The sequence below is a fragment of the Vibrio sp. 10N.222.54.A3 genome, from assembly GCF_041474095.1.
GTDB lineage: Bacteria > Pseudomonadota > Gammaproteobacteria > Enterobacterales > Vibrionaceae > Vibrio > Vibrio crassostreae_C.
Map to the genome: position 1 here is coordinate 32,215 of NZ_JBFRTN010000076.1, position 23,126 is coordinate 55,340.

The window sequence follows — 23,126 nt, forward strand, 5'->3', positions numbered from 1 at the left end:
TGTTATACAATACTGCGGCTGAAAAACATAGCTAGGGTGTAACGTTAGAAACTTACTCTTGTTCTAACAACCAAATCATAGTTTGAGATTTTTCTTCACTGTCTAGCTTATTGAACCAGTATGAAACCATTTCGATCTCTTTTGAGCCTTCTAGTAATGCTGGGTTAGCGTTCTTACGGTTCTTGAATGCCCAATCTGTTACTGCAGATTGCTCTTCTTTGGTTGCTTCACCATACCAGTAATTCACCATCTCTTGTGCTTGTGATGCTTTTGGTTCTTCAGCAACTACAGCCGCAACAGGCACCGCTACTGGAGCAACAGCGATAGCTGTATGATTATTTGCGCCATTATAGATTGTGTCGATATACGCTTTCGGCACAATGAAAGTTGTACTCATTACTGAGTTTTGTCCATCAAGTGTAAATTCTAAGTTCTTTTCTCTTGCTTGCTGAATGTCAGCTTCGCTCAATGGAAATTCAATATATTGAGTCTTTGTGCAGTGTTCGCTGCAGCTCTCTCTTGGAACCTGTCTCTCTTCAAGGTCTATCGTCTTTCCAAAAAAGCTTACGGTTTCGTATTCTTTATAGCTCTGGAAGTAACTCACATCCATGATAATTGAAGATTCTGGAGCCGAGTTCTGTGTTACTTCTTTGTTGTATGTAAAGTAAAGTGACGATTTCAGGATATCAGCACCGACGTTCGCTTTACTTTCCGCTACATAAGATTGTCCAGTCACTTGAATGTAACCACCTTTTGGCTGTACATCTGCAACTGAGTCTGCAAAATTACTTTGTGAATCGAGTGAACTACAAGCTCCCAAAAATAATGATAATACAACTACACTAACTTTATTCATTATGACTAATTCCTTATGTTCACTATGGAAAAACGCTGGCAAAAAAATTTACCAGCGTTTTGATTTTATCTAACTGTTTAAGCTGATAATTCTAGCTTAGAAACCGTACTCAAGACCAACGCGAGTTACGATATCTGTATCAGCGTCACCAACAGTACGACCCGCTACACGTAGGTAAGGTACGAAACCGTTATGAACAGCCATTAGCTGACCAGAAATAGTGTTGCTGTCTGAGTTAGCATCTTTAGAACCATTTGTTTCAGACTCAAGGTTAGCTGCGTAACCTAGTTTGAAACCGATTGGACCATTCCAGTATTGACCAATGATTGAGTAAGAATCTTGAGTCACTTTACGGATTCCGTTATCTAGCTCTTCGCCTTTATATGCTGCTGCGATACCGAAACCAGCTGGTAGACTAGCTTCAAAACCTACGATGTATGCGAATGTATCGTCATCGTAACCAGCTACAGTATCAGTTAGGTAAATTTCACCTTTAGGCGTAGTTACGTTGCCGTTTGCATCTTTAATGTCTTCTTGAGCTACAACATACTCACCACCAGTCTCCGCTACTACACGAGTACCAGATTCAACCGCACCCATGAATGTTACTTTTTCGAAGCTGTACTTAGCACTTGCACCAACAAAGTTTGCATCACGAGTCGCTGCACCGCCACCGTTGTCGTTATCATCACGACCAACAGAAGCTGCAAAAGAGAAACCACCAAATTTAGCTGAATCGTAACGTACTTGGTTAGATTGACGATCGTAGTGACCGTTGATGCCGCCCCAATCGAATACAGAACCTAAACCAGGGTTAGAGAATGGCCAGTCGACGATTTCGTATAGTGGTGTAAGAACACGACCCACACGAAGGTTACCCCAAGAGCCAGAAGCACCAACGAACGTATCACGGAAACCTAGAACACCACCTGAAACGCCACCGTGAGACCAGTCTGTGCTATCTACGTAGCCAGATTCGATCTGCATTGTGATAGTAACGTCTTCAAACATATCTTTGTGAGCACGGAAGCCGATACGAGATTCGTTCTCTACTGCGTAACCAGAGCTAGAGTCATTGTTGTCAGTTGTGTTGTAGTTCACTAGAGAGATAGCTGCAACACCGTAAACGTCAACGTTGAAGTCAGAGTTGATACCAACTTCTTTCGCCATTACGCCTGTCGATAAAAGTGCAACAGATGCACCTAGTAGAGTACGTTTGAAAATTTTGTTTTCCATGGAATAAAACTCCTAAAAATGGATATAGCTGTTTGAATATTCCCCGCCTAAAGTTGGCCGCCGTAGAGAGAAATACCTTTTCTTGTTTGAGAACCCTAAACTCTGAATTCTCTATTTCCTTTCTGGTTATACACATCGTGTGCATCCATGGCATTAAGACTAACTTCGCCCTCAAAAAGATCAATGAGAACTTAATTTTCATCTAAAAAAATATGAGTTGGTGCAAATTTAGTAGGCACTTAGTGATCCAGATCGATAAATCGTAAAGCTCACAACCAAAAACAATAAAAATAATAAATATCAAACACTTGAATGGAGCGCGCTCTTATAAAAATAGAAGTGACTCGCATTTTTGATACAACTACAATGGTATTTCATTAATGTTGAGCAGCGTCACTGTCCTGATTTTAGAGTTCGTATAGGAACAAAATTCTCAACAATTAAAAAGCCCTCATTTTTATATCAGAAACAAAAAAGGCACTCCCTTGAAAGGAGTGCCTTTGAGCTTTTTTTATCTGAATTTACTTACGATATAAGGGCAATTAGATCTTCTTCGGTTCTTATTTCGATTCCTAAATCTTGTGCTTTAGTTAGTTTAGAACCCGCAGCTTCACCAGCAAATAAGATATCAGTTTTCTTCGATACGCTACCCGTCACTTTCGCACCTAATGCTTGTAACGCCGCTTTCGCTTCACTTCGACCTAATTGCGACAATGAACCTGTTAACACAACGACTTTACCTTCTAATGGTAATTCTTGGTCATCGGCAGCTTCTTCGATGATTGGCCAATTCACACCTAGCTCTATCAGCTGATCGACGACCGCTCTGTTTTTCTCTTGTGAGAAGAAACTGGTGATATGGCTAGCAACGATGTCACCAATATCTGACACTTCAACTAATTGTTCATGAGTGGCTGCCTGAACCAGTTCCAACGTCTTAAAGTGTTGCGCTAGGTTCATCGCTGTCGCTTCACCGACTTCACGAATACCGAGTGAATAGAGGAAACGCGCTAATGTCGTGTCTTTAGCTTTATTCAGCGCACTCACCACGTTTTGTGCTGATTTAGGCCCCATACGATCAAGAACAGTAATCACGCCAGCACTAAGCTTAAATAAGTCAGCAGGCGTTTCTACCATTTCACGGTCCACAAGCTGCTCTATCACTTTTACGCCAAGGCCGTCGACATCCAACGCCTTTCTCGACACAAAGTGCTTAAGCGCTTCTTTACGCTGTGCCTGACACACTAGACCGCCAGTACAACGCGCTACAGCTTCCCCCTCGACACGCTCAACCGTAGAGCTACATACAGGGCAAGCATCAGGGAAAACAATGTCTCTAGCCGTTTCAGGGCGACGATCTAGTACAACAGCCACAATTTGCGGAATAACATCACCTGCACGGCGAATAATAACGCTGTCGCCTACCTTCACGCCTAAACGCGCAATCTCATCGGCATTGTGAAGGGTGGCATTACTCACCGTCACGCCGCCTACGAAGATAGGTTCTAGTTTAGCAACCGGCGTAATCGCGCCAGTACGGCCCACCTGAAACTCAACGTCATTGAGCAGGGTAATCTCTTCTTGAGCTGGGAACTTATAAGCAATTGCCCAACGTGGCGCTCGTGCAACAAAGCCAAGTACTTCTTGAGCCGCGATATCGTCGACTTTGATAACAACGCCATCAATCTCGTAAGCCAGAGCATCACGACGAGTCATAATATCTTGGTAATAGGCTTTCACGTCTTCGAGAGAGCTCAGTTGCTTAGTCTCGGGGCACATAGGTAAGCCCCAACCTTTAAGCTGTAAAAAGCGTTGGTAGTGACTATTTGATAGCTCAGCGCCTTGTACAACACCGACACTGTATGCGTAGAAAGCTAGCGGACGTTTCGCAGTAATACGAGAATCAAGCTGACGCAGGCTACCTGCGGCGGCATTACGTGGGTTAACAAATACTTTCTCGCCTTTCTTCAACGCCATCTCATTCAACTTATCGAAACCCGCTTTTGGCATAAACACTTCGCCACGAACTTCAATACGCTGCGGCCAGCCTTCACCTTGTAACTTAAGTGGGATAGAGCTGATCGTACGCACGTTTTCAGTGATGTTTTCACCCGTCGCACCGTCACCACGTGTCGCAGCCTGAACTAAAATACCATTCACATAGAGTAGGCTAACTGCAAGGCCATCAAGCTTAGGTTCACAACAGAAAGTCTTGAGGTTAGCGGTTGGCGCTCTATCAGACATTCGCTTATTGAACGCATCCAAATCTTCATCAGAGAAAGCATTGTCCAGAGAAAGCATTGGGATCTCATGAGTCACTTGAGTGAAACCATCGAGAGGCTGACCACCAACACGTTGGCTCGGAGAATCTACCGTCACTAATTCCGGGTTCTCTTCTTCGATCTTTAGCAATTGCTGCATTAATCGATCGTACTCGACATCAGGGATCTCAGGGCTATCTTCTACGTAATAACGAACGGCGTGATAATGCAGAGTTTCTCTTAACTGCTCTAAGGTAACTTGAATCGATTCTTTCATATCATTCTCTATCGTGATTGAAATATCAAAAAGGGCTCCCTTAGGAGCCCTTTTCTATAAATATAGATTATTTACAAGGCTAAACAATACGGCTAGGCATTCGATGCCGTCATAAAGTCTCTGATTTGCTTGCGGTAGTCAGATAAACGGTTTGGTGTCATTAAGTTGCGTGACTCATCCAACACGTTTCCGCCCATATCGTCAGCAATTTTCTGCGCCGCACTCAGCATCACATTGAAGTTTTGATCAGCTTGACCATAACAAGGCAACGTCATAAAGAACGAAATACCTTTAGTCGTGAAGTCAGCAGGATCATCATGTTCTAGCGTTCCTGGCTGCATCATGTTTGCAACGCTGAAAATAACCTTTGGTGCATCTGTAGATTGTGCAAAGCAGTGGTAAATAGACATCTCACCATAAGTTAAACCGTTGTTCTCCATGCTGCGGAAAAGTTCAGTCCCAACGAATGGGATCTCTCCAGCACAGTGAACATTAAGAACGATCACTTCTAAACCAAGTTCTTCATCTGGTTTTGCTTCTTCAACAGTCGCACTTTGCGGAGTCACGACTTCTTTCGCAACAACGGGCTCTCTTTGAGTAAGCGTTTCGTTTGGAACGACTGGCTCATCAACTGTTTCAGAAGGCTCTTCAAACGAACCGTACTGCACTTTAAAGCCGGCATGGTTTTCTTTTTGCTCGTCAGTCAACTCAAAGCTTGGAACTTCAGGCTCAACGTCCTTCTCTTCCTCAATCACTTCAGGTTCACTTTCAACCTTAATTGGGTCTTCTACGCTGAAAGAAGGAAGATCATTTAATTCGATATCATCTTCGTAAGCTTCTTTCGCTTGTGGCGCTGTTAGCGGATCTGAGTCGATCAGCGGATCAGTATCAGAGGGTGAAACAGCAAAATCCGGCTCTTTACGTTCTTTTCGGATTATCTCAAAATCATCTTCTGGGGCGAATGAACGGTTTGGAATAGTTTCTGCTTCATCTAAGCTGTCGTTATCAAGCTTACCGAGAGGCTTATCTCCAAACTTTGCTTTCCCTTCTTTTTTACTCGTCCATAGACCATGGAACAATAATGCGGCGATAGCTAATGCGCCAACAATAATGAGTACAAATCGCAATTCCTGCATTTTTCGCTCTCAGCTTTCTTAGTCAACTAGCTATAAACACGCTGTCACTAAGTTGGGTTAATTTGGCTAATCTCACTACTCTATCAAAAGTAGCCACTGTTTTAGAACAACTTAATACAATTAGTTCCTTACATGGTGTGATTTTCACCACGCTTTTTTTCTTAATTTCGGTCGAGTACACTAGACATGTTTGCTATTTAACCAAATTCACATGTGACCTAATTTAAATATGACTATTGAATCTGTTCCCCGCTCCGGCTTTGGCTATTTTATTTTCGGAATAAAAATCGCTTTATCACCGAGCATTCGTAAGTTTGTACTAATGCCACTTATCGCGAACGTGTTACTCGTTGGTGGTGCCTTGTTTTATATCTTCTCCAACCTAAACACTTGGATTGAAGGTTGGATTGGTGCATTGCCAAGTTTCTTGTCGTGGTTGTCATACATTTTATGGCCATTACTTGTGTTAACCGTCTTGGCCACATTCTCGTATTTCTTTAGCACGCTCGCTAACTTCATTGCCGCACCGTTCAACGGTTTACTCGCGGAAAAAGTTGAAGAGTTGTTGAGCGGTAAAAAAGTTAATGACGATGGTTTACTTGATGTCCTCAAAGATACCCCACGTATATTAGCGAGAGAATGGCGCAAGCTTGTCTACATTCTGCCAAAAGCGATCGGTTTATTCCTACTTTTGTTAATTCCAGCACTAGGGCAAACCGTTGCTCCGTTTTTATGGTTCATTTTCACAGCATGGATGTTAGCGATTCAATACGCCGACTACCCGTTCGATAACCATAAAATCAAATTTGATGACATGAGAAACAATTTGAAACAAAAACAAGGCAAGAGCTACAGCTTTGGCGCGCTTGTTTCTTTGTTCACCACAATTCCAATTCTAAACCTGATCGTAATGCCCGTTGCCGTTTGCGGCGCGACGGCAATGTGGGTTGCTGAGTTTAAAGACCAAGCTCTGCGTTCTCGTCTATAATTCTCGTCTATTACCCCGCCTATACTTCCTAGTTTCGCCTATCTTTTTGAAGTTCTGATTTCAATAAAGATAGGCGTGAATTCTGCTACATATCTATATGATATAACTTTTTAATCCTTTTACCTTTTTTTCAACTTGTTTAATCTAAATTCAAGCTGAATAAACATCGTAAGACACTAGACGGTAAAGTGATTGATATACTACGTTTAGTTCTGTCATTAAATGAAGGAATATCGCATGAGCAAGATCTACGAAGACAACACCCTAACGATTGGTAACACACCTCTAGTCCGCCTTAACAAAGTAAGCAAAGGTAACGTCCTAGCTAAGATCGAAGCTCGTAACCCAAGCTTCAGTGTTAAATGTCGTATCGGTTCAAACATGATCTGGGAAGCAGAAAAAGCGGGTACGCTTAAGCCAGGTATCGAGCTTGTTGAACCTACCAGTGGTAACACAGGTGTTGCACTTGCATTCGTAGCAGCAGCACGCGGTTACAAACTAACGCTAACTATGCCTGAATCAATGAGCCTAGAACGTCGTAAGCTGCTTAAAGCGCTTGGCGCAAACCTAGTGCTGACTGAAGCACCAAAAGGTATGAACGGTGCGATTGCTAAAGCAGAAGAGATTGTTGCTTCAGACCCAGACAAGTACCTACTACTTCAACAGTTCAATAACCCAGCCAACCCACAAATTCACGAGCAAACGACTGGTCCTGAAATTTGGGAAGCAACAGACGGCGAAATCGACGTGTTTGTAGCGGGTGTTGGTACGGGCGGTACTATCACAGGTACAAGTCGTTACATTAAAGGTGAAAAAGGCAAAGCGATCACTTCAGTAGCGGTTGAACCAGCAGAGTCTCCAGTGATTGCACAGGCACTTGCAGGTGAAGAAATCAAACCAGCTCCACACAAAATTCAAGGTATCGGTGCAGGTTTCATCCCTGGAAACCTAGATTTAGAGATTATTGACCGTGTTGAATCGGTAACTTCTGAAGAAGCGATTGAGATGGCTCAACGCCTAATGAAAGAAGAAGGTATTCTTGCAGGCATCTCATCTGGCGCGGCAGTTGTAGCAGCAAACAGAATCGCCGAACTACCTGAATTTGCAGGAAAAACTATCGTTACTGTACTACCAAGCTCTGGTGAGCGTTACCTAAGCACAGCCCTATTTGCTGGCATCTTTACGGAAAAAGAGAACCAACAATAATATGTGGTCAAATCAATTTTTCGTCCAAAAAAGCCCCGTTTAGGGGCTTTTTTGTTGATCCCTGCCCCACCTTTGGTAATATCAGGTCTGTTTTATTTTTCGCTTCAAAATAAAAGAAGCAATAAACAAATTCTGAAAGTCATGAGTACTCAGCAAAAGACGACCATGGCTGGATAAAAATTTATAACCAGTCTAAGTTCTAACACGAACATGGCGTACTAGCCTCTAGCGCATTTGGGCTAAAGCAGTTAAGCTAATCTGGTTACAAACTTACAAAAAATAAATTAATTGGGGTATATAAAATGTACGAGAAGCAAGTAGAAATCACAGCAGAAAACGGTCTTCACACTCGTCCAGCTGCACAGTTCGTTAAAGAAGCAAAATCTTTCGACGCTGACATCACAGTGACTTCTAACGGCAAAAGCGCTAGCGCGAAAAGCCTGTTCAAACTACAAACTTTAGGCCTAGTAAAAGGTACTAACGTTACTATTTCAGCTGAAGGTCCTCAAGCTCAGCAAGCAGTAGACCACCTAGTTGCTCTTATGGATCAACTACACTAATACGGTCTCCTTCTTTCAAAGCCATTTTGCATAGCAAAGTGGCTTTGTTCGAAATAGATAGGAATAAGCGCGACATTAGTCGACGACTTAAAGTCACACACTCTCCCGTTTACAGTTGAACAACTAAGGTAAGGCTATGATTTCAGGCATCCTAGCATCTCCCGGTATTGCTTTCGGTAAAGCACTACTACTTCAAGAAGATGAAATTGTCCTAAACACTCAATCTATCTCTGACGACCAAGTTGAAGCAGAAGTACAGCGTTTCTTTGACGCTCGTAACAAATCTTCTCAACAGCTTGAAGTTGTTAAGCAAAAAGCACTTGAAACTTTTGGCGAAGAAAAAGAAGCAATCTTTGAAGGCCACATCATGCTGCTTGAAGATGAAGAGCTAGAAGAAGAGATTTTAGCACTCATCAAGAAAGACAAGATGCACGCAGACAACGCGATCCACACTGTGATCGAAGAGCAAGCTGTTGCACTAGAGTCTCTTGATGATGAGTACCTAAAAGAACGTGCAACTGATATCCGTGATATCGGTACTCGTTTCGTTAAAAATGCTCTAGGCATCAACATTGTATCTCTAGCAGATATCAATGAAGAAGTTATCCTAGTAGCTTACGACCTAACGCCATCTGAAACTGCACAAATCAACCTAGACTACGTTCTTGGTTTCGCTTGTGACATCGGCGGTCGTACATCTCATACTTCAATCATGGCACGTTCTCTTGAGCTTCCAGCTATCGTTGGTACTAACGATATCACTAAGCAAGTTAAGAACGGCGACATGCTTGTGCTAGACGCGATGAACAACAAGATCATCATCAACCCTTCTGAAGCTGAACTAGCAGAAGCTAAGAAAATCAAAGCAGATTTCGAAGCAGAAGCGGCTGAACTAGCAAAACTAAAAGATTTACACGCTGAAACTCTAGACGGTCACCGTGTAGAAGTTTGTGGCAACATCGGTACAGTAAAAGACTGTGACGGTATCCTGCGTAACGGCGGTGAAGGCGTTGGTCTGTACCGTACTGAATTCCTATTTATGGACCGTGACGCGCTTCCTACTGAAGAAGAGCAATACGTTGCTTACAAAGAAGTAGCAGAAGCAATGGAAGGCGAATCAGTGATTATCCGTACTATGGATATCGGTGGCGACAAAGACCTACCATACATGGACCTTCCACAAGAGATGAACCCGTTCCTAGGCTGGCGTGCAGTACGTATCAGCTTGGATCGTCGTGAAATCCTACGTGACCAACTACGTGGCATCCTACGTGCATCTGCACACGGTAAACTACGTATCATGTTCCCAATGATCATTTCTGTTGAAGAGATCCGTGAACTGAAAAAAGCAATCGAAGAGTACAAAGTTGAACTTCGCGCTGAAGGCCTAGCTTTCGATGAAGAAATCGAAATCGGCGTAATGGTTGAGACTCCAGCAGCTGCTGCAATCGCACACCACCTAGCGAAAGAAGTATCTTTCTTCTCTATCGGTACTAACGACCTAACGCAATACACTCTTGCGGTAGACCGTGGTAACGAAATGATTTCTCACCTATACAACCCACTATCTCCTGCTGTTCTTACAGTAATCAAGCAAGTGATCGACGCATCACACGCTGAAGGTAAGTGGACTGGTATGTGTGGTGAGCTTGCTGGTGATGAGCGTGCAACGCTACTTCTTCTTGGTATGGGTCTAGATGAGTTCTCTATGAGCGGTATCTCTATCCCTAAAGTTAAGAAAGTAATCCGTAACTCTAACTTCGCTGAAGTTAAAGCTATGGCTGACGAAGCACTATCTCTACCAACAGCTGCTGAAATTGAAGCTTGCGTAGAAAAGTTCATCGCTGAGAAAACTCAGTAATCGCCAATCGCTTAATAACGTTAGACGGCTAAAAATAGTCGTCTAATTTGTTAGATTGGTATAGTATATTCTACAGAATAAAACTAAACGTTAGGAGCATGACACAATGGGTCTGTTTGACAAACTGAAAAAGCTTGTATCTGATGACAGCGCTGATGCTGGTGCAATCGAAATCATCGCACCTCTTTCTGGTGAAATCGTAAACATCGAAGATGTGCCAGATGTAGTTTTCGCTGAAAAAATCGTTGGTGACGGCATCGCGATCAAACCAGCTGGCGACAAAATGGTAGCTCCAGTTAACGGTACTATCGGTAAGATCTTCGAAACTAACCACGCATTCTCTATCGAGTCTGACGACGGTGTTGAGCTTTTCGTTCACTTCGGTATCGATACTGTTGAACTTAAAGGCGAAGGCTTCACTCGTGTAGCTGAAGAAGGTCAATCTGTTAAAGCTGGTGACACTATCATCACTTTCGACCTAGCGCTTCTAGAAGAGAAAGCAAAATCTACGCTTACTCCAGTTGTTATCTCTAACATGGACGAAATCAAAGAGCTGAACAAGCTTTCTGGTTCTGTAACTGTTGGCGAAACTCCAGTTCTTAAAGTAACTAAGTAATCTCGATTACTTATCTGCTTTAATTAAAACGCTACCTAAGGGTGGCGTTTTTTGTGCCTGCTATATAGTTCTAATGCCAGATTACCAGCCGCTTTGGCCTTATACCTAACAACTACAAATCCCCTTCTTCTTTGGGCCTCTCACGAACAGAGATCCCTGACATCTCGCTCGGTTCGATTCTGGGATGACGATTAAACACTATGGTTTAAGCCTGAGTGATTGTTACTCAAACCGACCTCTTCTATACAGTTAGCTATAGAGTCACCAATACCCAACTCCCGTCATTCCCTACAGTGAGGCACGAACGTGATAGGGAATCTCGCTTTCCAATCAACTACCAACACCACAACTCCCCTCTCTTCTCCAAATTTCAGGCAATAAAAAACCCAGCCGAAGCTGGGTCTGTTTAGCGCTCATCTCTCACCACGAGCTAATTTGTGGAAGCCTAACGTCAACACTATCGGTCAACGTGGCTTTTCAATCGATTAACCTAGTAGGCTAAGTGCCGAGTTCGGTGCTTGCTTCGCTTGAGCAAGAATCGAGCTTGAAGCTTGAGAAAGGATCTGAGACTTAGTCATCTGAGTCGTTTCTTTCGCGAAGTCGGTATCTTTAATACGGCTCTTAGATGCGTTAACGTTCTCGTTAATGTTGTCTAAGTTGCTGATAGCGTGGTCGAAACGGTTTTGGAAAGCACCTAGCTCAGCACGGTGACTGTCTACATACTTAAGGGCCGCATCGATTACTGCTACAGACTCTTGTGCGCCGCCAACAGATGTTACGTCGATAGTATCAACCGTTACGTCTTTAGCTGCTTGAATACCTAGCTCGCCCGCAAGACCGCCAGAGAAAGACACATCGCCGCTCACTTTGTTGTTGCCTGTGAACATTTGTAGCTTGCCGTCTTCAGTAACAGACGCTTTAACAGAATCTTGTTGACCGTTGATGTAAGTCGCTAGCTCTTCGATGTCATCACCCGCTTTTGCGCTGATGTCGATTTCTTGTGCTTGGCCGAAGTTGTCAGTGAACGACAGTTTTAGGTCGTTAGAGCCCGCTTGAACGTTCCAGTCTTTGTCTTTCGCGTTCTCAGTTTGGTAGCTCTTACCACCCATCTGAGCGTTATCAGAGCGCATGTCTTTCAGTTGAAGCATTACAGCTTCACCGTTATCCGCACCGATTTGGAATGACTGAGTTCCGTAAGTGCCATTAATGAGTTTGTTACCACCGAAAGATGTGGTTTCTGCGATACGGTTAAGTTCATTGTTAAGCGCAGTTACTTCTTCTTGAATCGCTACACGCTCAGATTTTGAGTTTGAGCCGTTTGAAGATTGTAGAGACAAATCACGCATACGTTGCAGGATGTTAGTCGTCTCGTTCATTGCACCTTCAGCAGTTTGTGCAATTGAGATACCGTCGTTCGCGTTACGTACAGCAACATCAAGGCCACGACTTTGAACGTTCAAACGGTTCGAGATTTGTAGACCCGCAGCGTCATCTTTTGCGCTGTTGATTTTTGAGCCAGAAGCTAGACGCTCCATTGATGTTTGTTGTGCGCTGTTTGCATTGTTTAGGTAACGTTGCGCTGTCATCGCTGAAACGTTTGTATTTACATTCACTGCCATGGTGACTTCTCCAATTGATTTTCCGGTATAGCGGTTTCCGACGTCTCGGAAAACCAAGTAGTTATCTCTAAGTTACTTTTAATAACGGCGTGATTGGCGAAACCTTTAGGAAAAAAACAACAAATTTAAAGAAATAGCGGTAAAACAGAAGAAAGCGTGACTGGTCGTAAAATTATCGAAAAAAGATGAGAAAATCGCTAAAGTTGCCGGGAAGTCAGTCGAGTGAGAAATTGTATTTTTATTCGCCAAAAAGCACCGGCCAAGCTGAAATGCTTTTATAAGATTGTAGGTAATTCATTAACCTAATAACGTTAAAGCTAGATTCGGCGCTTGCTTGGCTTGAGCGAGTATCGTTGTGCTCACTTGCTGCAGTATTTGTTGCTTGAGCATTTGAGTGGTTTCTTTGGCGTAGTCGGTATCTTTGATTCGACTGTTTGAGGTCGCCAAGTTTTCATGAACATTTTCAAGGTTGTTAATGGCGTGGTCGAAGCGGTTTTGCATTGCGCCTAATTCAGAGCGATGGCTATCCACGTACTTCATCGCGGTATCTAAAATAGAAACAGCACGCTGCGCGCCACCTACATCCGTCACATTGATGTCATTCACCGACTCATAGTAACCCGCTGACATCGACAGTTCACTCGCGAGTGAACCAGAGAAAGAGGTAGTGCCAGAGGTATCTTCACCAGACATGTAGATTTGAAGCTGCCCATCATCATTAACCGAAGCTGAGACCAGATCCGTTTGACCATTGATGTAGGTCGCCAACTCTTCAATGTCATCGCCGACTTTCGCATTAATGATGATCTCTTGAGGCTGGCCAAAACGATCGGTAAACGACATCGTCATATCATTCTGGTTTGATTTCACTGCCCATGAATCACTGGCCATGCCATTAGCAACGTAGCTAAAGCCTCCCATGTTGATGTCATCAGTACGCATACTTTTCAAACCAATCTGCACGGCTTCGCCCGAACTGCCACCAATCTGAAATGACGTACTACCAAAATTACCATTGAGAAGTTTTTTGCCACCAAAAGAAGTGGTCTCTGCAATACGATTCAGCTCATCGTTTAAGGCGGTAATCTCTTCTTGAATCGCCGTTCTTTCCGACTGGCTATTTGAACCGTTGCTTGCTTGTAGAGACAAGTCGCGCATGCGCTGCATGATATTGGTGGTTTCATTCATCGCGCCTTCAGCGGTTTGCATGATAGATATACCATCATTCGCATTACGCACAGCGACATCAATGCCACTCATCTGCGCTTCCAAGCGGTTCGAAATTTGTAGCCCTGCAGCATCGTCTTTAGCGCTGTTAATACGACTCCCTGAAGCCAAGCGCTCCAAAGATTGGTTCAGCATGTTATTGGCATTAGAGAGGTTTCTCTGGGCCACCAGCGCTGAGACATTGGTATTAACAGTTATAGCCATAGACCTTCGCTTACAAAAAGATGAATAAAACTCACGATTGCTCTTATATCGACCAGTTCATATAAAGCTTTAATAAAAAAGGAGCCCTGAGGCTCCCTTTCTTTGCTGCAGATGAGGTGATTTACTTAATCGTTAATACACTCAACATGTCAGTTGAAGGTGCAAAGTAGTAAGCGCCAGTCACTGCTTTGGTAAAGCGAAGCAGTTGGTCTGTTTTGCCATCTGTTGCGCCGTACATGCTCTCTAACATCGCATCGAAGTTATGACGAACGTTACAGTAAGCAATGAACAATAAGCCGTGGTCGCCCGTAGCAGTACCGTAAGGTAGACTGTGGCGAACAATCTTAAGCCCCTTGCCTTCTTCTTTGATATCCACACGGCCAACGTGAGACGCCGCAGGAACATCATCTAACTCAATTGAATCAGGTTTAGTTCGGCCAATCACTTTCTCTTGTGCCGACACATTCAAGCGATTCCAAGCTGGCAGATTGTGCACAAAACGCTGCACCATTACATAACTACCACCAGCGAATTCACCCTCAGGCACAATAGCGACTTCAGCACGTTGTGCGTCTTTCGGGTTTTCAGTGCCATCAACAAAGTCTGTCATGTCACGAGAGTCTAGGAAGCGATAACCATAAGTTTCATCAACCACTTCAACATCAGCTGCTACTTCAGATAGCAATTTACGCAAGATAAAGAAGTGCAGATCATGTCGGTTTGAATGACAGTGAATCAGAACGTCAGACAGTGTGCTCGGTGCTGTGATATCACCTTCACCCAGCACAGGGAAGTCGATCAAATCAGCGGGCGCTGCTTGCTCGAACCTATCCCAAAAAGCTTTTGAGAACGCAACCGATGCCGTTAAGTTCGCATCAGGCTGAGTTTGGTTTAGTTCGTCGATTAGAGTCGGAAGCTTTTGAATTTCTGCTAGTACATTAGCAGTATTAGCGTTCACTTTAAGTTGAACGTAAAGCGCGAAAGGCCCAGCTTCAGGCAAAATAGCACTTTGAACGTTAGGCTGCTCATTTGAAACATTAAGCATAGATTATTCCTTCCAGTTTTAGCTTCTAAGTATAATTGTGAATGGGACAAATGTTTTGATGAGAATCAGTCTTCGAGCTCAACCACTTTAAAGCAATCCCTTGCAGCATGGCTATTGGTTAGATAAAGCGCTAACCACAGCAGCAACAATAGGGTGATGCCATTTGACCAACGGAACCATCCGTTATCCAAATAGATTAAATAAATCGTATGGGAGCCCTGTGCCAAGATAGCCATCATGGTAACCCAACGTCCCCATGACACGACTTTGTTAAGGCGCTTTCTATCTGGCGATCTTAGCCCAAATAACCACATCAGCAGCAAACTAGGCACACTCAACGCGATCCCGACATAAAACATCTGATGGTCTGGGTAGATTATCTCAAGAATATCGGTTCCCGATTCTCGGCTTGCGCCTGCAACAATGAAAACGACCAAGGCTTTCGCAAGAAACAACCAACCTAGCCAGAGCAAGATTGGAGCTTTCAAAAAGCCGTGCTTGTCGTATTGTTCTATGGAGTACCGCACAAATCTCACTTTCACTTATTTTCAAACCAACACTTTAACGCAAATCATTCATACTTAACTAGCTTTGCGTTATCTTAGTAGCCAATCCGTTTTAATTGTCGAACTCAGTATGAAAAACAAAACTAATACGCCCTCTGTTGAATCTCAACAGGAAGCACTGAAGATAGCCAAAGCGACTCAAAAGCCAGCTCAAACCAAAGAACAAACTAAACTGATTGCTCAGGGTATCGAGAAAGGCATCGCACTGTACAAGAAACAGCAAAAAGAACGCAGCCGCCAAGCCGATAAAGCGAAGAAGCGCGTACAGAAAGAAAAACAGACTCAACAAGCTAATCAACACCAAGAAGACACGATCGAAACAAGTGTTGAAACACCATCAAATCACGCCACTAAACTGCCGTGGTTACTACTGTTCGCAAGCTGGGTAGGCTTCGCGATTTATTTGATGCAATAGCAGGGTAAACGTATGAAAAAGGAATTAGTCGCTTTGGCTATGAGTGGCATGTTACTCGGGTGTACCAAACCCACATCAACGCCTCATAGTAAAGCGGACAAGGTACAAATGGATTACCACGGCCTGATTAACATCGAGCAGTGTGAGTATAAAGGGGAAATCACTGGCAGCGAAGGTCATTGGTACAGCTACTTGTTCTTTCCCAATGACGCCCTGATTCAAGGTGCGATGAATGAGCTTAAATCGAATGCCATTGAGCTAGGCGCAGACACCGTCATCTTTACCCTACCCCAAGATTTCAGCACTTCCGTGACTATGCTTGGTACCGCCTACCTGTGCGAGTAAGCAACTAAAGCGGCATATCGATATGCTTTGATTTTATGACACCCAAAAGAAAGCCAGCTTTCGCTGGCTTATGCACTAAATCCAAGGCTTGTTGCTATATCGCCTTTACGCTGGATAACCCATTGACTGTCAAATGGCCCCCAGTCGGATAACTGGTAATAGCCATCATTATGACGTCGCCCATCTTGAACAAACATAAGTTCGATACCGATCCCCGGTAACGCCTTGAGTACATCTTGAATAGTACGACGAGGCCACCCCGTTTTTTCGATGAGTTTAGGCACATTTGGCCTATCAAGGCTTTCCACTAACAATGCTAAATATAGCCGCCTTGCAAAAACAGGACTCAACTCCATTGACACCTCCTATATATGTGCAGCTCAATTATTTCTTTTTTCGCTGACAACATGTTGAGGCTGATCAATAAGTCTCCAATAGTGACATTTTCTTACGCTTTTTTTTCACTCTATGAAATATTCATCACTCTATTTTGTCTGAGTTGCTGCTTCCTGATAGGATTCAACTCATAACAATGAAATAAAATCACTCAAAGGAAGAATAATGACTATCACCATGTTTGGTATCCCAAATTGCGACACCATTAAAAAAGCAAAGAAATGGCTCGAAGCTGAAGGTATCGAGTTCGAATTTCACGATTATCGCAAACAAGGCATCACAGAAGAGCTAGTAACAAGCTTCTGCTCTGAGCTAGGTTGGGAGCTTGTGCTAAACAAACGTGGTACGACTTATCGCCAACTTTCTCAAGAACAGAAAGACACCCTAACAGAAGAAAAAGCGGTGACTTTGCTTGTTGAACAACCTGCCATGATCAAGCGCCCAATCTTAAAAGTTGAGGGTAAGCTTCACATCGGATTTAAAGCCGACCAATACGCGGCTATTTTTGCTTAGATCGTTGTATTTACATAGACAGACAACAGGACGTTGATCAGTGAATCAGCGCCTAAAAATTAATGACTAGACGTTTTATTTAAACAAGGAATTCAAGGATGACAGATAGCCCAACTTTGGCTCTGGCAAAAGACCTAATCAGCCGTCAATCGGTAACACCAGAAGATGCAGGCTGCCAAGACCTGATGATTGAACGCTTAAAAGCACTCGGTTTTGAAATCGAAGTGATGGTATTTGAAGATACGACCAACTTCTGGGCTCGTCGTGGTACTGAAGCGCCTCTGTTTGCTTTTGCTGGTCACACTGATGTGGTACCTGCAGGCCCAATCGAACAGTGGAACACTAAGCCATTCGAACCGACTATCGTAGACGGTTTCCTACATGGCCGTGGCGCTGCTGATATGAAAGGCTCTCTGGCTTCAATGATTGTTGCCGTCGAGCAGTTCATTGCCAAACACCCAGACCACACAGGCTCAATTGGTTTCCTGATCACTTCAGATGAGGAAGGTCCTTTCATCAACGGTACTGTACGTGTTGTTGAAGCATTAATGGCGCGCGGTGAAAACATCGATATGTGTATCGTTGGTGAACCATCGAGCACTGAGTTCGTGGGTGATGTCGTGAAGAACGGCCGTCGTGGCTCTATCACTGGCGACCTAACGATTAAAGGCACACAAGGTCATGTTGCCTACCCTCACCTAGCAAACAACCCAGTACACAGCTCTCTGCTTGCTATTAATGAGCTAGCAACAACTGAGTGGGATAAAGGTAATGATTACTTCCCGCCAACCAGTTTCCAAATTCCAAATGTGAGTGCGGGTACTGGTGCTTCAAACGTGATCCCTGGTGAGTTTAATGTTCAGTTTAACCTACGCTTTAGTACAGAGTTAAGCAACGACATCATCGTTGAGCGCATCACAACGACACTCGACAAGTATGATTTCGAATACGACCTAAGATGGACATTCAATGGCGACCCGTTCTTAACAGACGCAGGTTCACTGCTTGATGCTATTGTTGATGCAGTGGGTCACGTCAATGATGTGAAACCAGCACTGCTAACGACTGGCGGTACATCTGATGGTCGCTTTATTGCACGTATGGGCGGACAAGTGGTTGAACTAGGCCCTGTGAATGCAACGATTCACAAGGTTAACGAATGCGTGAAGGTAGCCGATTTAGAAAAGCTAACTGACATGTACGAAAGAACATTAGTGAACCTATTCGCTAAATAGTCTTTCATCAGCGATTCATAGCATCCAATTATTGAGAGACTCGTTATGACACCAGAGCAGCTTACCGGACAATCAGATTCTCATCTAGAGCCTAGCCTGATCGGCACCAAGACCTTCTTGGTCCACAGTGAGGTTAAGAATGACCTGAATAATTTGATTGAAGCTGCTCAGCTCGCTGGTTTTAAAATGGAGATTGCCAGTGGCTTTCGCGACTATGAAAGGCAATCTCTGATTTGGAACCGTAAGTTTTCTGGCGAAGCTCCGATATTAGATTCAGAAAGCCAACCTCTTGATGCTTCAAAACTGACCGAACAACAAAAGCTATCGGCTATCCTGAGATGGTCTGCGCTTCCCGGCGCGAGTCGTCATCATTGGGGTTGTGACTTCGATGTCTTTGCTCGTAACCACTTACCTGAAGGCATACATCTGCAATTAGAACCATGGGAATACCTTACTGGCCACCAGCAATCGTTTTACCAATGGCTATCAGTTCATGCTGCACAATTTGGTTTCTTCTTTCCTTACAGCCAAGATTTGGGTGGTGTGGCGATCGAACCATGGCATATCAGCCATCGCAAAGTATCGGAGTCGTGTTTATCACAGTTATCTCCGACTTTACTTGGCAAGCAACTCCAATCTAAGCCAGTATTAGGGTATGAGATTATTATGGAGCAGCTAGACGAGATCTATGCACGCTTCGTAGCGAATATCAGTCATTAGGAGCGCTTATGTTGGAGTGGCTTACAAACCCTTGGGTTATCATCATCATCGTAGTTAGCGTTGTTGTGGGTAACATCGCAGCGCTCAAACAGACAGCCAATATGGATCTGACGGGGCGTGGTAAAACTGAGCGAGATTTAGATAAGCTCAATCGCTCGGATAAACTTAACCAAGAGAAAGCTGAAAAAGAAGAATCCAAAGACAATAAAGACGCATAGCCTTTTGCTTTGGCTAATCAGCTTGATTGACCAATTTTGATTGACCAATGTAGCCTGATGACAACGAATACAATAAAAAAGAGGACACAGTGTGTCCTCTTTTTTATTTGCTTTTGCTAATCACAAGGCTGATTTAACTCAGCTTGTGACGGCTTGAATGACTACTCAGCTTTCGCTTCTTTGTCATCTTTGGTTTGGTCAGCAATATGCGCTAATACCGGAACCATAGACTTAAGCAGCTCTTCTTCTACTGGCTTACCTGATGCATCCGTTACGTTGATTGACGTACGGTTGCCAAGGTCACCAAATAGGAAGTTGTAAGTGCCTGGCGCTAAGTCGATAGGCTGTAGGCCAATTTCTTCCCAGAACTCATCATCTGGTGCTGCGTACTTCGCCTTCACCGTACCCTGAGATTGATTGCGTTCTTCAAGCTCAAAGCCCATTTCAGGCAACAAGTTAGGCAGACGCTGCCAGAATACATTGTATGGCGTACGAGCAATAATCACAGGGAAACCACTACGGTCAGCACCCATTGAAATTGGAATACGCTTCACCAACTCTTGCGCTTTCAGCGCCGCTTCAGCACGAAGGTTTTCATCGTACTTAGCCATAACTAGGTTGGTCAGGAACGCGTTGTAACGCTCTTTATTGGTTGCCGTTACTGTTTTCTCTTCAGTACCTTCACGCCAATCAATCAGATTAATCTTGAAGCCATGACGGTTGTTTGCTTGGAAGCGAGAGATAGAGTAACGACTACCAATCTCTACGTCTTCATCTTCAGAAACCCAAGTTACCCAATCGGTCTCAATCTCATTCTCTGATTGCTCACGAATACCAATACCACGTTGAGCCAGCATATCTACAGCCGTTTGCCACACGCGGTCTGCCTCTTCTGCGCGAAGAAGCCATAGTGTCACTTCACCGTTTTGACGCTCAGCACGAGCACCCGGGATCAGTTCAAGAACCTGTTGCGGTGGACGAATATCCACTTCACGACCAGTACCACCACTGAATTCACCGCTTGGGATGTCAAAATTTGGGTAGAACTGAGGCTGAGCATCTACAGGCAATTGCCATTGTGAAAACTCAGGTGTTTCTAAGTATTCGAAATCATCTTTGGCTTGGCGACGTTGAGTCGGGTTGCCAGAACATGCTGTAAGAACGAAAACAGCCAGTGACCCAATCACTAGCTGGTGAGAATACTTCATTTATACTCCTAAATGCCGAAGGTTCGCTTCGGCATCACTTCATACGTTTTAGTAAATGCACGCTTCAGTCATTGCTTGAGCAACAACAGGTTGAGCTGGCTCTGACAGTTCAGTCAGCGGTAGACGTAAGCCACCTTCAGCAATCAGACCCATTTTATGAACCGCCCATTTTACGGGAATAGGGTTAGACTCAACGAACAAATTCTTATGTAGAGGCATCAAACGCTCATTGATCGCTTCCGCTTCTTCAAACTTACCTTCTTTTGCTAGCTTGAACATGGTTGCCATATCAGCGGCTGCAACATTGTTCGTTACAGAGATCACGCCATCGCCACCACGCTTAACAAATTCTAGGCCTGTTAAATCATCACCACTTAGTAAGATAAAGTCTTCGCCACAAAGTTCACGGTGAATTGCAATTCTGTCGAGATCACCCGTCGCATCTTTCAGTGCAACGATATTTTCGATCTCAGCAAGACGAGCAACCGTTTCTGGCAACAAGTCTACCGCAGTACGACCTGGAACATTGTATAGAATTTGTGGAACGTCACTGACTTCAGCAATCGCTTTGTAGTGTTGGTACAAACCTTCTTGAGTCGGTTTGTTGTAGTAAGGCGTTACGCTCAGGCAACCAGCAATACCAGAACCATTCAACAAACGGCTGAATAGAACAGATTCATGAGTTGCATTTGCACCTGTACCAGCGATAACGGGAATACGACCATCAGCAAATTCAACGATCTTGTTGACGACTTTGACATGCTCTTCAATAGTGAGTGTTGAAGACTCACCTGTTGTGCCAACCGCAACCAGACCATCACTACCTGCAGCAATATGGTGCTCAACTAACTTTTTAAGGCTGTCGAAATCCACTTCACCATCTGTATTAAATGGCGTAACTAGCGCAACGATACTTCCTGAAAACATGTCTATCTCCCTTAATTTATTCTTTTTGCATGTTACTGTAAGCCAATCAATAAACACAAGACATTAAAGTGGCTTACCGGCAACATCTGCATTAAATATTGTCGTATGTTTGAGGTAAAACGACTTCTAACGGCGTTCTACCTAGAATTTGGGTAACCTGCACTCAATCTAGCGGATAGCACATCACTGGATGTCAGTAACAAGTAAGCTGTGCTCTCATCGCTCTATCTCATTTTTTAACGCGCTCGATATTCTTATCATTGGTTGCATGTTCGAAGCAAGGTCGCACATAAAAAGCCCCGCACGCACGCTTATTCCACGAGCTAACTGTGCTAACATGCATGAATCAATGGAATATAAAGAGACGTGATTTTATGACTCAACATCTAGTAATCACAGCTGTGGGCACTGATCGCCCAGGTGTATGCAACCAAGTGGTTCATTTAGTCACCCAATCAGGCTGTAACATTATTGATAGCCGTATCGCCCTGTTTGGCGAAGAATTTACGCTTATCATGCTGCTGTCTGGAAAGGCAAACAACATTACCCGCGTTGAAACCACCTTGCCCTTGCTTGGACAAGAGCACGACTTGATTACGATTATGAAGCGAACCTCAACTCATGATGTTATTGAGAACTCTTACACAGTAGAGGTGTTCGTTGAGTCAGACGATAAAATCGGACTTACTGAGCAGTTTACCCAGTTCTTCGCAGACCGAAACATCGGCCTCGATTCGTTAAGTGCACGAACCATCAATAAATCTAAGGTTCAACTCGACAACGACCAATTCCATATCTCTATTACCGCTTCTGTGCAATCAGAATGTAACTTGATGCAGCTACAAGAAGAATTCGATTCGCTGTGTCAGAGCCTATCAGTCCAAGGCTCGCTCAACTTTATCAAAAACAGTCTTTAAAAAGGAAATGTCATGAATACGCTAACGGCTGGTGTTCCAGCACCTGCTTTTTCTCTTCCAGATCAAGATGGCAATATCGTATCTCTTGGTGACTTCAAAGGTAAAAAAGTACTTTTCTATTTTTACCCTAAAGCAATGACTCCAGGTTGTATTGTGCAAGCGGAAGGCCTGCGTGATATCAAAACACAGCTTGATGACCTAAACGTGGTTGTTCTAGGTGTGAGTGTTGACCCAGTAAAACGTCTACCAAACTTCGTTGAGAAGAAATCTCTAAACTTCACTCTGCTATCAGATGAAGACCACAGCGTTGCTGAACAGTTTGGCGTTTGGGGCGAGAAGAAATTCATGGGTAAGGTATACGATGGTCTGCACCGTATTAGCTTCCTAATTGATGAAGAAGGTCAGATTGAACATGTCTTCAACAAGTTCAAGACTAAGACTCACCACGAAGTGGTTCTAGATTACTTCAATCAAGAAGCTTAAGGGCGATTTGAGTGAGTTAATGACTTAGATTCACCACTCTCTAAGGCAATAGCAACACTCATTAAGCTAATGATTAAGCTAATTATTAAGC

At 43.8% G+C, this 23,126-nt stretch carries 24 protein-coding genes; 13 read left to right on the forward strand and 11 right to left on the reverse strand.

Annotation, left to right across the window (positions count from 1 at the left end):
• Positions 1-52: 52 nt before the first annotated feature.
• The 4 genes from AB4507_RS16490 to zipA form a co-directional block, all read right to left on the reverse strand.
• The gene (locus tag AB4507_RS16490; RefSeq protein WP_137001208.1) at positions 53-856 is read right to left on the reverse strand and encodes a DUF2057 domain-containing protein; all 804 of its coding nucleotides are present in this window, start codon (positions 854-856) and stop codon (positions 53-55) included.
• Positions 857-952: 96 nt separating this feature from the next.
• On the reverse strand, positions 953-2,092 hold the full coding sequence (locus tag AB4507_RS16495; protein WP_048660875.1) for a porin: 1,140 nt from the start codon (positions 2,090-2,092) through the stop codon (positions 953-955).
• Positions 2,093-2,617: 525 nt separating this feature from the next.
• Positions 2,618-4,630 (reverse strand): NAD-dependent DNA ligase LigA, encoded by a 2,013-nt coding sequence (gene ligA, locus AB4507_RS16500; RefSeq protein WP_372182973.1) that lies wholly within the window; start codon positions 4,628-4,630, stop codon positions 2,618-2,620.
• 92 nt (positions 4,631-4,722) lie between these two features.
• Complete coding sequence (gene zipA / locus AB4507_RS16505) at positions 4,723-5,766, reverse strand: cell division protein ZipA (protein ID WP_017061932.1); 1,044 nt, start codon at positions 5,764-5,766, stop codon at positions 4,723-4,725.
• Between the two features lie 229 nt (positions 5,767-5,995).
• On the opposite strand from zipA, the gene cysZ reads away from it, so the two are divergent.
• The 5 genes from cysZ (at position 5,996) to crr (ending at position 10,997) form a co-directional block, all read left to right on the forward strand.
• Complete coding sequence (gene cysZ / locus AB4507_RS16510; RefSeq protein WP_372083391.1) at positions 5,996-6,754, forward strand: sulfate transporter CysZ; 759 nt, start codon at positions 5,996-5,998, stop codon at positions 6,752-6,754.
• 237 nt (positions 6,755-6,991) lie between these two features.
• Complete coding sequence (gene cysK / locus AB4507_RS16515; protein ID WP_017061934.1) at positions 6,992-7,960, forward strand: cysteine synthase A; 969 nt, start codon at positions 6,992-6,994, stop codon at positions 7,958-7,960.
• Between the two features lie 302 nt (positions 7,961-8,262).
• The gene (locus AB4507_RS16520; protein ID WP_004734263.1) at positions 8,263-8,520 is read left to right on the forward strand and encodes an HPr family phosphocarrier protein; all 258 of its coding nucleotides are present in this window, start codon (positions 8,263-8,265) and stop codon (positions 8,518-8,520) included.
• A gap of 136 nt (positions 8,521-8,656) precedes the next feature.
• On the forward strand, positions 8,657-10,381 hold the full coding sequence (ptsI, locus tag AB4507_RS16525; RefSeq protein WP_048660880.1) for a phosphoenolpyruvate-protein phosphotransferase PtsI: 1,725 nt from the start codon (positions 8,657-8,659) through the stop codon (positions 10,379-10,381).
• 106 nt (positions 10,382-10,487) lie between these two features.
• On the forward strand, positions 10,488-10,997 hold the full coding sequence (gene crr, locus AB4507_RS16530; protein ID WP_004737851.1) for a PTS glucose transporter subunit IIA: 510 nt from the start codon (positions 10,488-10,490) through the stop codon (positions 10,995-10,997).
• A 485-nt stretch (positions 10,998-11,482) separates the two neighbouring features.
• Here crr and AB4507_RS16535 read toward each other — a convergent pair whose 3' ends face one another.
• The 4 genes from AB4507_RS16535 to AB4507_RS16550 all read right to left on the reverse strand — a co-directional run bounded on the left by AB4507_RS16535 (position 11,483) and on the right by AB4507_RS16550 (position 15,619).
• The gene (locus AB4507_RS16535) at positions 11,483-12,616 is read right to left on the reverse strand and encodes a flagellin (RefSeq protein ID WP_372129876.1); all 1,134 of its coding nucleotides are present in this window, start codon (positions 12,614-12,616) and stop codon (positions 11,483-11,485) included.
• Between the two features lie 297 nt (positions 12,617-12,913).
• On the reverse strand, positions 12,914-14,047 hold the full coding sequence (locus AB4507_RS16540; RefSeq protein ID WP_372148835.1) for a flagellin: 1,134 nt from the start codon (positions 14,045-14,047) through the stop codon (positions 12,914-12,916).
• A gap of 121 nt (positions 14,048-14,168) precedes the next feature.
• The gene (locus tag AB4507_RS16545; protein WP_102394434.1) at positions 14,169-15,092 is read right to left on the reverse strand and encodes a Dyp-type peroxidase; all 924 of its coding nucleotides are present in this window, start codon (positions 15,090-15,092) and stop codon (positions 14,169-14,171) included.
• A 65-nt stretch (positions 15,093-15,157) separates the two neighbouring features.
• Positions 15,158-15,619 (reverse strand): DUF2919 domain-containing protein, encoded by a 462-nt coding sequence (locus AB4507_RS16550; protein WP_017060696.1) that lies wholly within the window; start codon positions 15,617-15,619, stop codon positions 15,158-15,160.
• A 109-nt stretch (positions 15,620-15,728) separates the two neighbouring features.
• Between AB4507_RS16550 and AB4507_RS16555 the strand changes: the two genes are divergently transcribed.
• Positions 15,729-16,073, forward strand: coding sequence for a DUF2956 domain-containing protein (locus tag AB4507_RS16555; protein ID WP_017060697.1), 345 nt, complete (start codon positions 15,729-15,731; stop codon positions 16,071-16,073).
• A gap of 12 nt (positions 16,074-16,085) precedes the next feature.
• On the forward strand, positions 16,086-16,418 hold the full coding sequence (locus tag AB4507_RS16560; protein ID WP_017063387.1) for a DUF4156 domain-containing protein: 333 nt from the start codon (positions 16,086-16,088) through the stop codon (positions 16,416-16,418).
• A 68-nt stretch (positions 16,419-16,486) separates the two neighbouring features.
• Here the strand turns inward: AB4507_RS16560 and AB4507_RS16565 are convergent, their stop codons facing one another.
• Complete coding sequence (locus tag AB4507_RS16565; RefSeq protein ID WP_004734273.1) at positions 16,487-16,774, reverse strand: helix-turn-helix domain-containing protein; 288 nt, start codon at positions 16,772-16,774, stop codon at positions 16,487-16,489.
• Between the two features lie 205 nt (positions 16,775-16,979).
• Between AB4507_RS16565 and AB4507_RS16570 the strand changes: the two genes are divergently transcribed.
• The 4 genes from AB4507_RS16570 (at position 16,980) to AB4507_RS16585 (ending at position 19,500) form a co-directional block, all read left to right on the forward strand.
• Positions 16,980-17,327: an ArsC family reductase gene (locus AB4507_RS16570; protein ID WP_017060699.1), complete on the forward strand. Its 348-nt coding sequence runs from the start codon at positions 16,980-16,982 to the stop codon at positions 17,325-17,327.
• Positions 17,328-17,425: 98 nt separating this feature from the next.
• Positions 17,426-18,562 (forward strand): succinyl-diaminopimelate desuccinylase, encoded by a 1,137-nt coding sequence (dapE, locus tag AB4507_RS16575; protein WP_017060700.1) that lies wholly within the window; start codon positions 17,426-17,428, stop codon positions 18,560-18,562.
• A gap of 45 nt (positions 18,563-18,607) precedes the next feature.
• Complete coding sequence (locus tag AB4507_RS16580; RefSeq protein WP_017063385.1) at positions 18,608-19,282, forward strand: M15 family metallopeptidase; 675 nt, start codon at positions 18,608-18,610, stop codon at positions 19,280-19,282.
• A gap of 8 nt (positions 19,283-19,290) precedes the next feature.
• Positions 19,291-19,500 carry a DUF2897 family protein gene (locus AB4507_RS16585; RefSeq protein ID WP_017060702.1) on the forward strand — a complete coding sequence of 70 codons (210 nt, stop codon included), beginning with the start codon at positions 19,291-19,293 and terminating at the stop codon, positions 19,498-19,500.
• 161 nt (positions 19,501-19,661) lie between these two features.
• On the opposite strand, the gene bamC is transcribed toward AB4507_RS16585, so the two are convergent.
• A complete protein-coding gene (gene bamC / locus AB4507_RS16590) occupies positions 19,662-20,708 on the reverse strand; it encodes an outer membrane protein assembly factor BamC (RefSeq protein WP_017060703.1) in 1,047 nt (348 codons plus the stop codon).
• 48 nt (positions 20,709-20,756) lie between these two features.
• The gene (dapA, locus tag AB4507_RS16595; RefSeq protein ID WP_017060704.1) at positions 20,757-21,635 is read right to left on the reverse strand and encodes a 4-hydroxy-tetrahydrodipicolinate synthase; all 879 of its coding nucleotides are present in this window, start codon (positions 21,633-21,635) and stop codon (positions 20,757-20,759) included.
• A gap of 374 nt (positions 21,636-22,009) precedes the next feature.
• Between dapA and AB4507_RS16600 the strand changes: the two genes are divergently transcribed.
• Positions 22,010-22,552 (forward strand): glycine cleavage system protein R, encoded by a 543-nt coding sequence (locus AB4507_RS16600; protein WP_017060705.1) that lies wholly within the window; start codon positions 22,010-22,012, stop codon positions 22,550-22,552.
• Between the two features lie 12 nt (positions 22,553-22,564).
• Entirely contained in the window at positions 22,565-23,035 is a 471-nt protein-coding gene (gene bcp / locus AB4507_RS16605; RefSeq protein WP_372137938.1) for a thioredoxin-dependent thiol peroxidase, read from the forward strand.
• The last annotated feature ends 91 nt before the right edge of the window (positions 23,036-23,126 follow it).

Coding starts and splice junctions, on each gene's coding strand:
- AB4507_RS16490 (WP_137001208.1), bottom strand. CDS start 856: ATGAATAAAGTTAGTGTAGTTGTATTATCATTATTTTTGGGAGCTTGT.
- AB4507_RS16495 (WP_048660875.1), bottom strand. CDS start 2,092: ATGGAAAACAAAATTTTCAAACGTACTCTACTAGGTGCATCTGTTGCA.
- ligA (WP_372182973.1), bottom strand. CDS start 4,630: ATGAAAGAATCGATTCAAGTTACCTTAGAGCAGTTAAGAGAAACTCTG.
- zipA (WP_017061932.1), bottom strand. CDS start 5,766: ATGCAGGAATTGCGATTTGTACTCATTATTGTTGGCGCATTAGCTATC.
- cysZ (WP_372083391.1), top strand. CDS start 5,996: ATGACTATTGAATCTGTTCCCCGCTCCGGCTTTGGCTATTTTATTTTC.
- cysK (WP_017061934.1), top strand. CDS start 6,992: ATGAGCAAGATCTACGAAGACAACACCCTAACGATTGGTAACACACCT.
- AB4507_RS16520 (WP_004734263.1), top strand. CDS start 8,263: ATGTACGAGAAGCAAGTAGAAATCACAGCAGAAAACGGTCTTCACACT.
- ptsI (WP_048660880.1), top strand. CDS start 8,657: ATGATTTCAGGCATCCTAGCATCTCCCGGTATTGCTTTCGGTAAAGCA.
- crr (WP_004737851.1), top strand. CDS start 10,488: ATGGGTCTGTTTGACAAACTGAAAAAGCTTGTATCTGATGACAGCGCT.
- AB4507_RS16535 (WP_372129876.1), bottom strand. CDS start 12,616: ATGGCAGTGAATGTAAATACAAACGTTTCAGCGATGACAGCGCAACGT.
- AB4507_RS16540 (WP_372148835.1), bottom strand. CDS start 14,047: ATGGCTATAACTGTTAATACCAATGTCTCAGCGCTGGTGGCCCAGAGA.
- AB4507_RS16545 (WP_102394434.1), bottom strand. CDS start 15,092: ATGCTTAATGTTTCAAATGAGCAGCCTAACGTTCAAAGTGCTATTTTG.
- AB4507_RS16555 (WP_017060697.1), top strand. CDS start 15,729: ATGAAAAACAAAACTAATACGCCCTCTGTTGAATCTCAACAGGAAGCA.
- AB4507_RS16560 (WP_017063387.1), top strand. CDS start 16,086: ATGAAAAAGGAATTAGTCGCTTTGGCTATGAGTGGCATGTTACTCGGG.
- AB4507_RS16565 (WP_004734273.1), bottom strand. CDS start 16,774: ATGGAGTTGAGTCCTGTTTTTGCAAGGCGGCTATATTTAGCATTGTTA.
- AB4507_RS16570 (WP_017060699.1), top strand. CDS start 16,980: ATGACTATCACCATGTTTGGTATCCCAAATTGCGACACCATTAAAAAA.
- dapE (WP_017060700.1), top strand. CDS start 17,426: ATGACAGATAGCCCAACTTTGGCTCTGGCAAAAGACCTAATCAGCCGT.
- AB4507_RS16580 (WP_017063385.1), top strand. CDS start 18,608: ATGACACCAGAGCAGCTTACCGGACAATCAGATTCTCATCTAGAGCCT.
- AB4507_RS16585 (WP_017060702.1), top strand. CDS start 19,291: ATGTTGGAGTGGCTTACAAACCCTTGGGTTATCATCATCATCGTAGTT.
- bamC (WP_017060703.1), bottom strand. CDS start 20,708: ATGAAGTATTCTCACCAGCTAGTGATTGGGTCACTGGCTGTTTTCGTT.
- dapA (WP_017060704.1), bottom strand. CDS start 21,635: ATGTTTTCAGGAAGTATCGTTGCGCTAGTTACGCCATTTAATACAGAT.
- AB4507_RS16600 (WP_017060705.1), top strand. CDS start 22,010: ATGACTCAACATCTAGTAATCACAGCTGTGGGCACTGATCGCCCAGGT.
- bcp (WP_372137938.1), top strand. CDS start 22,565: ATGAATACGCTAACGGCTGGTGTTCCAGCACCTGCTTTTTCTCTTCCA.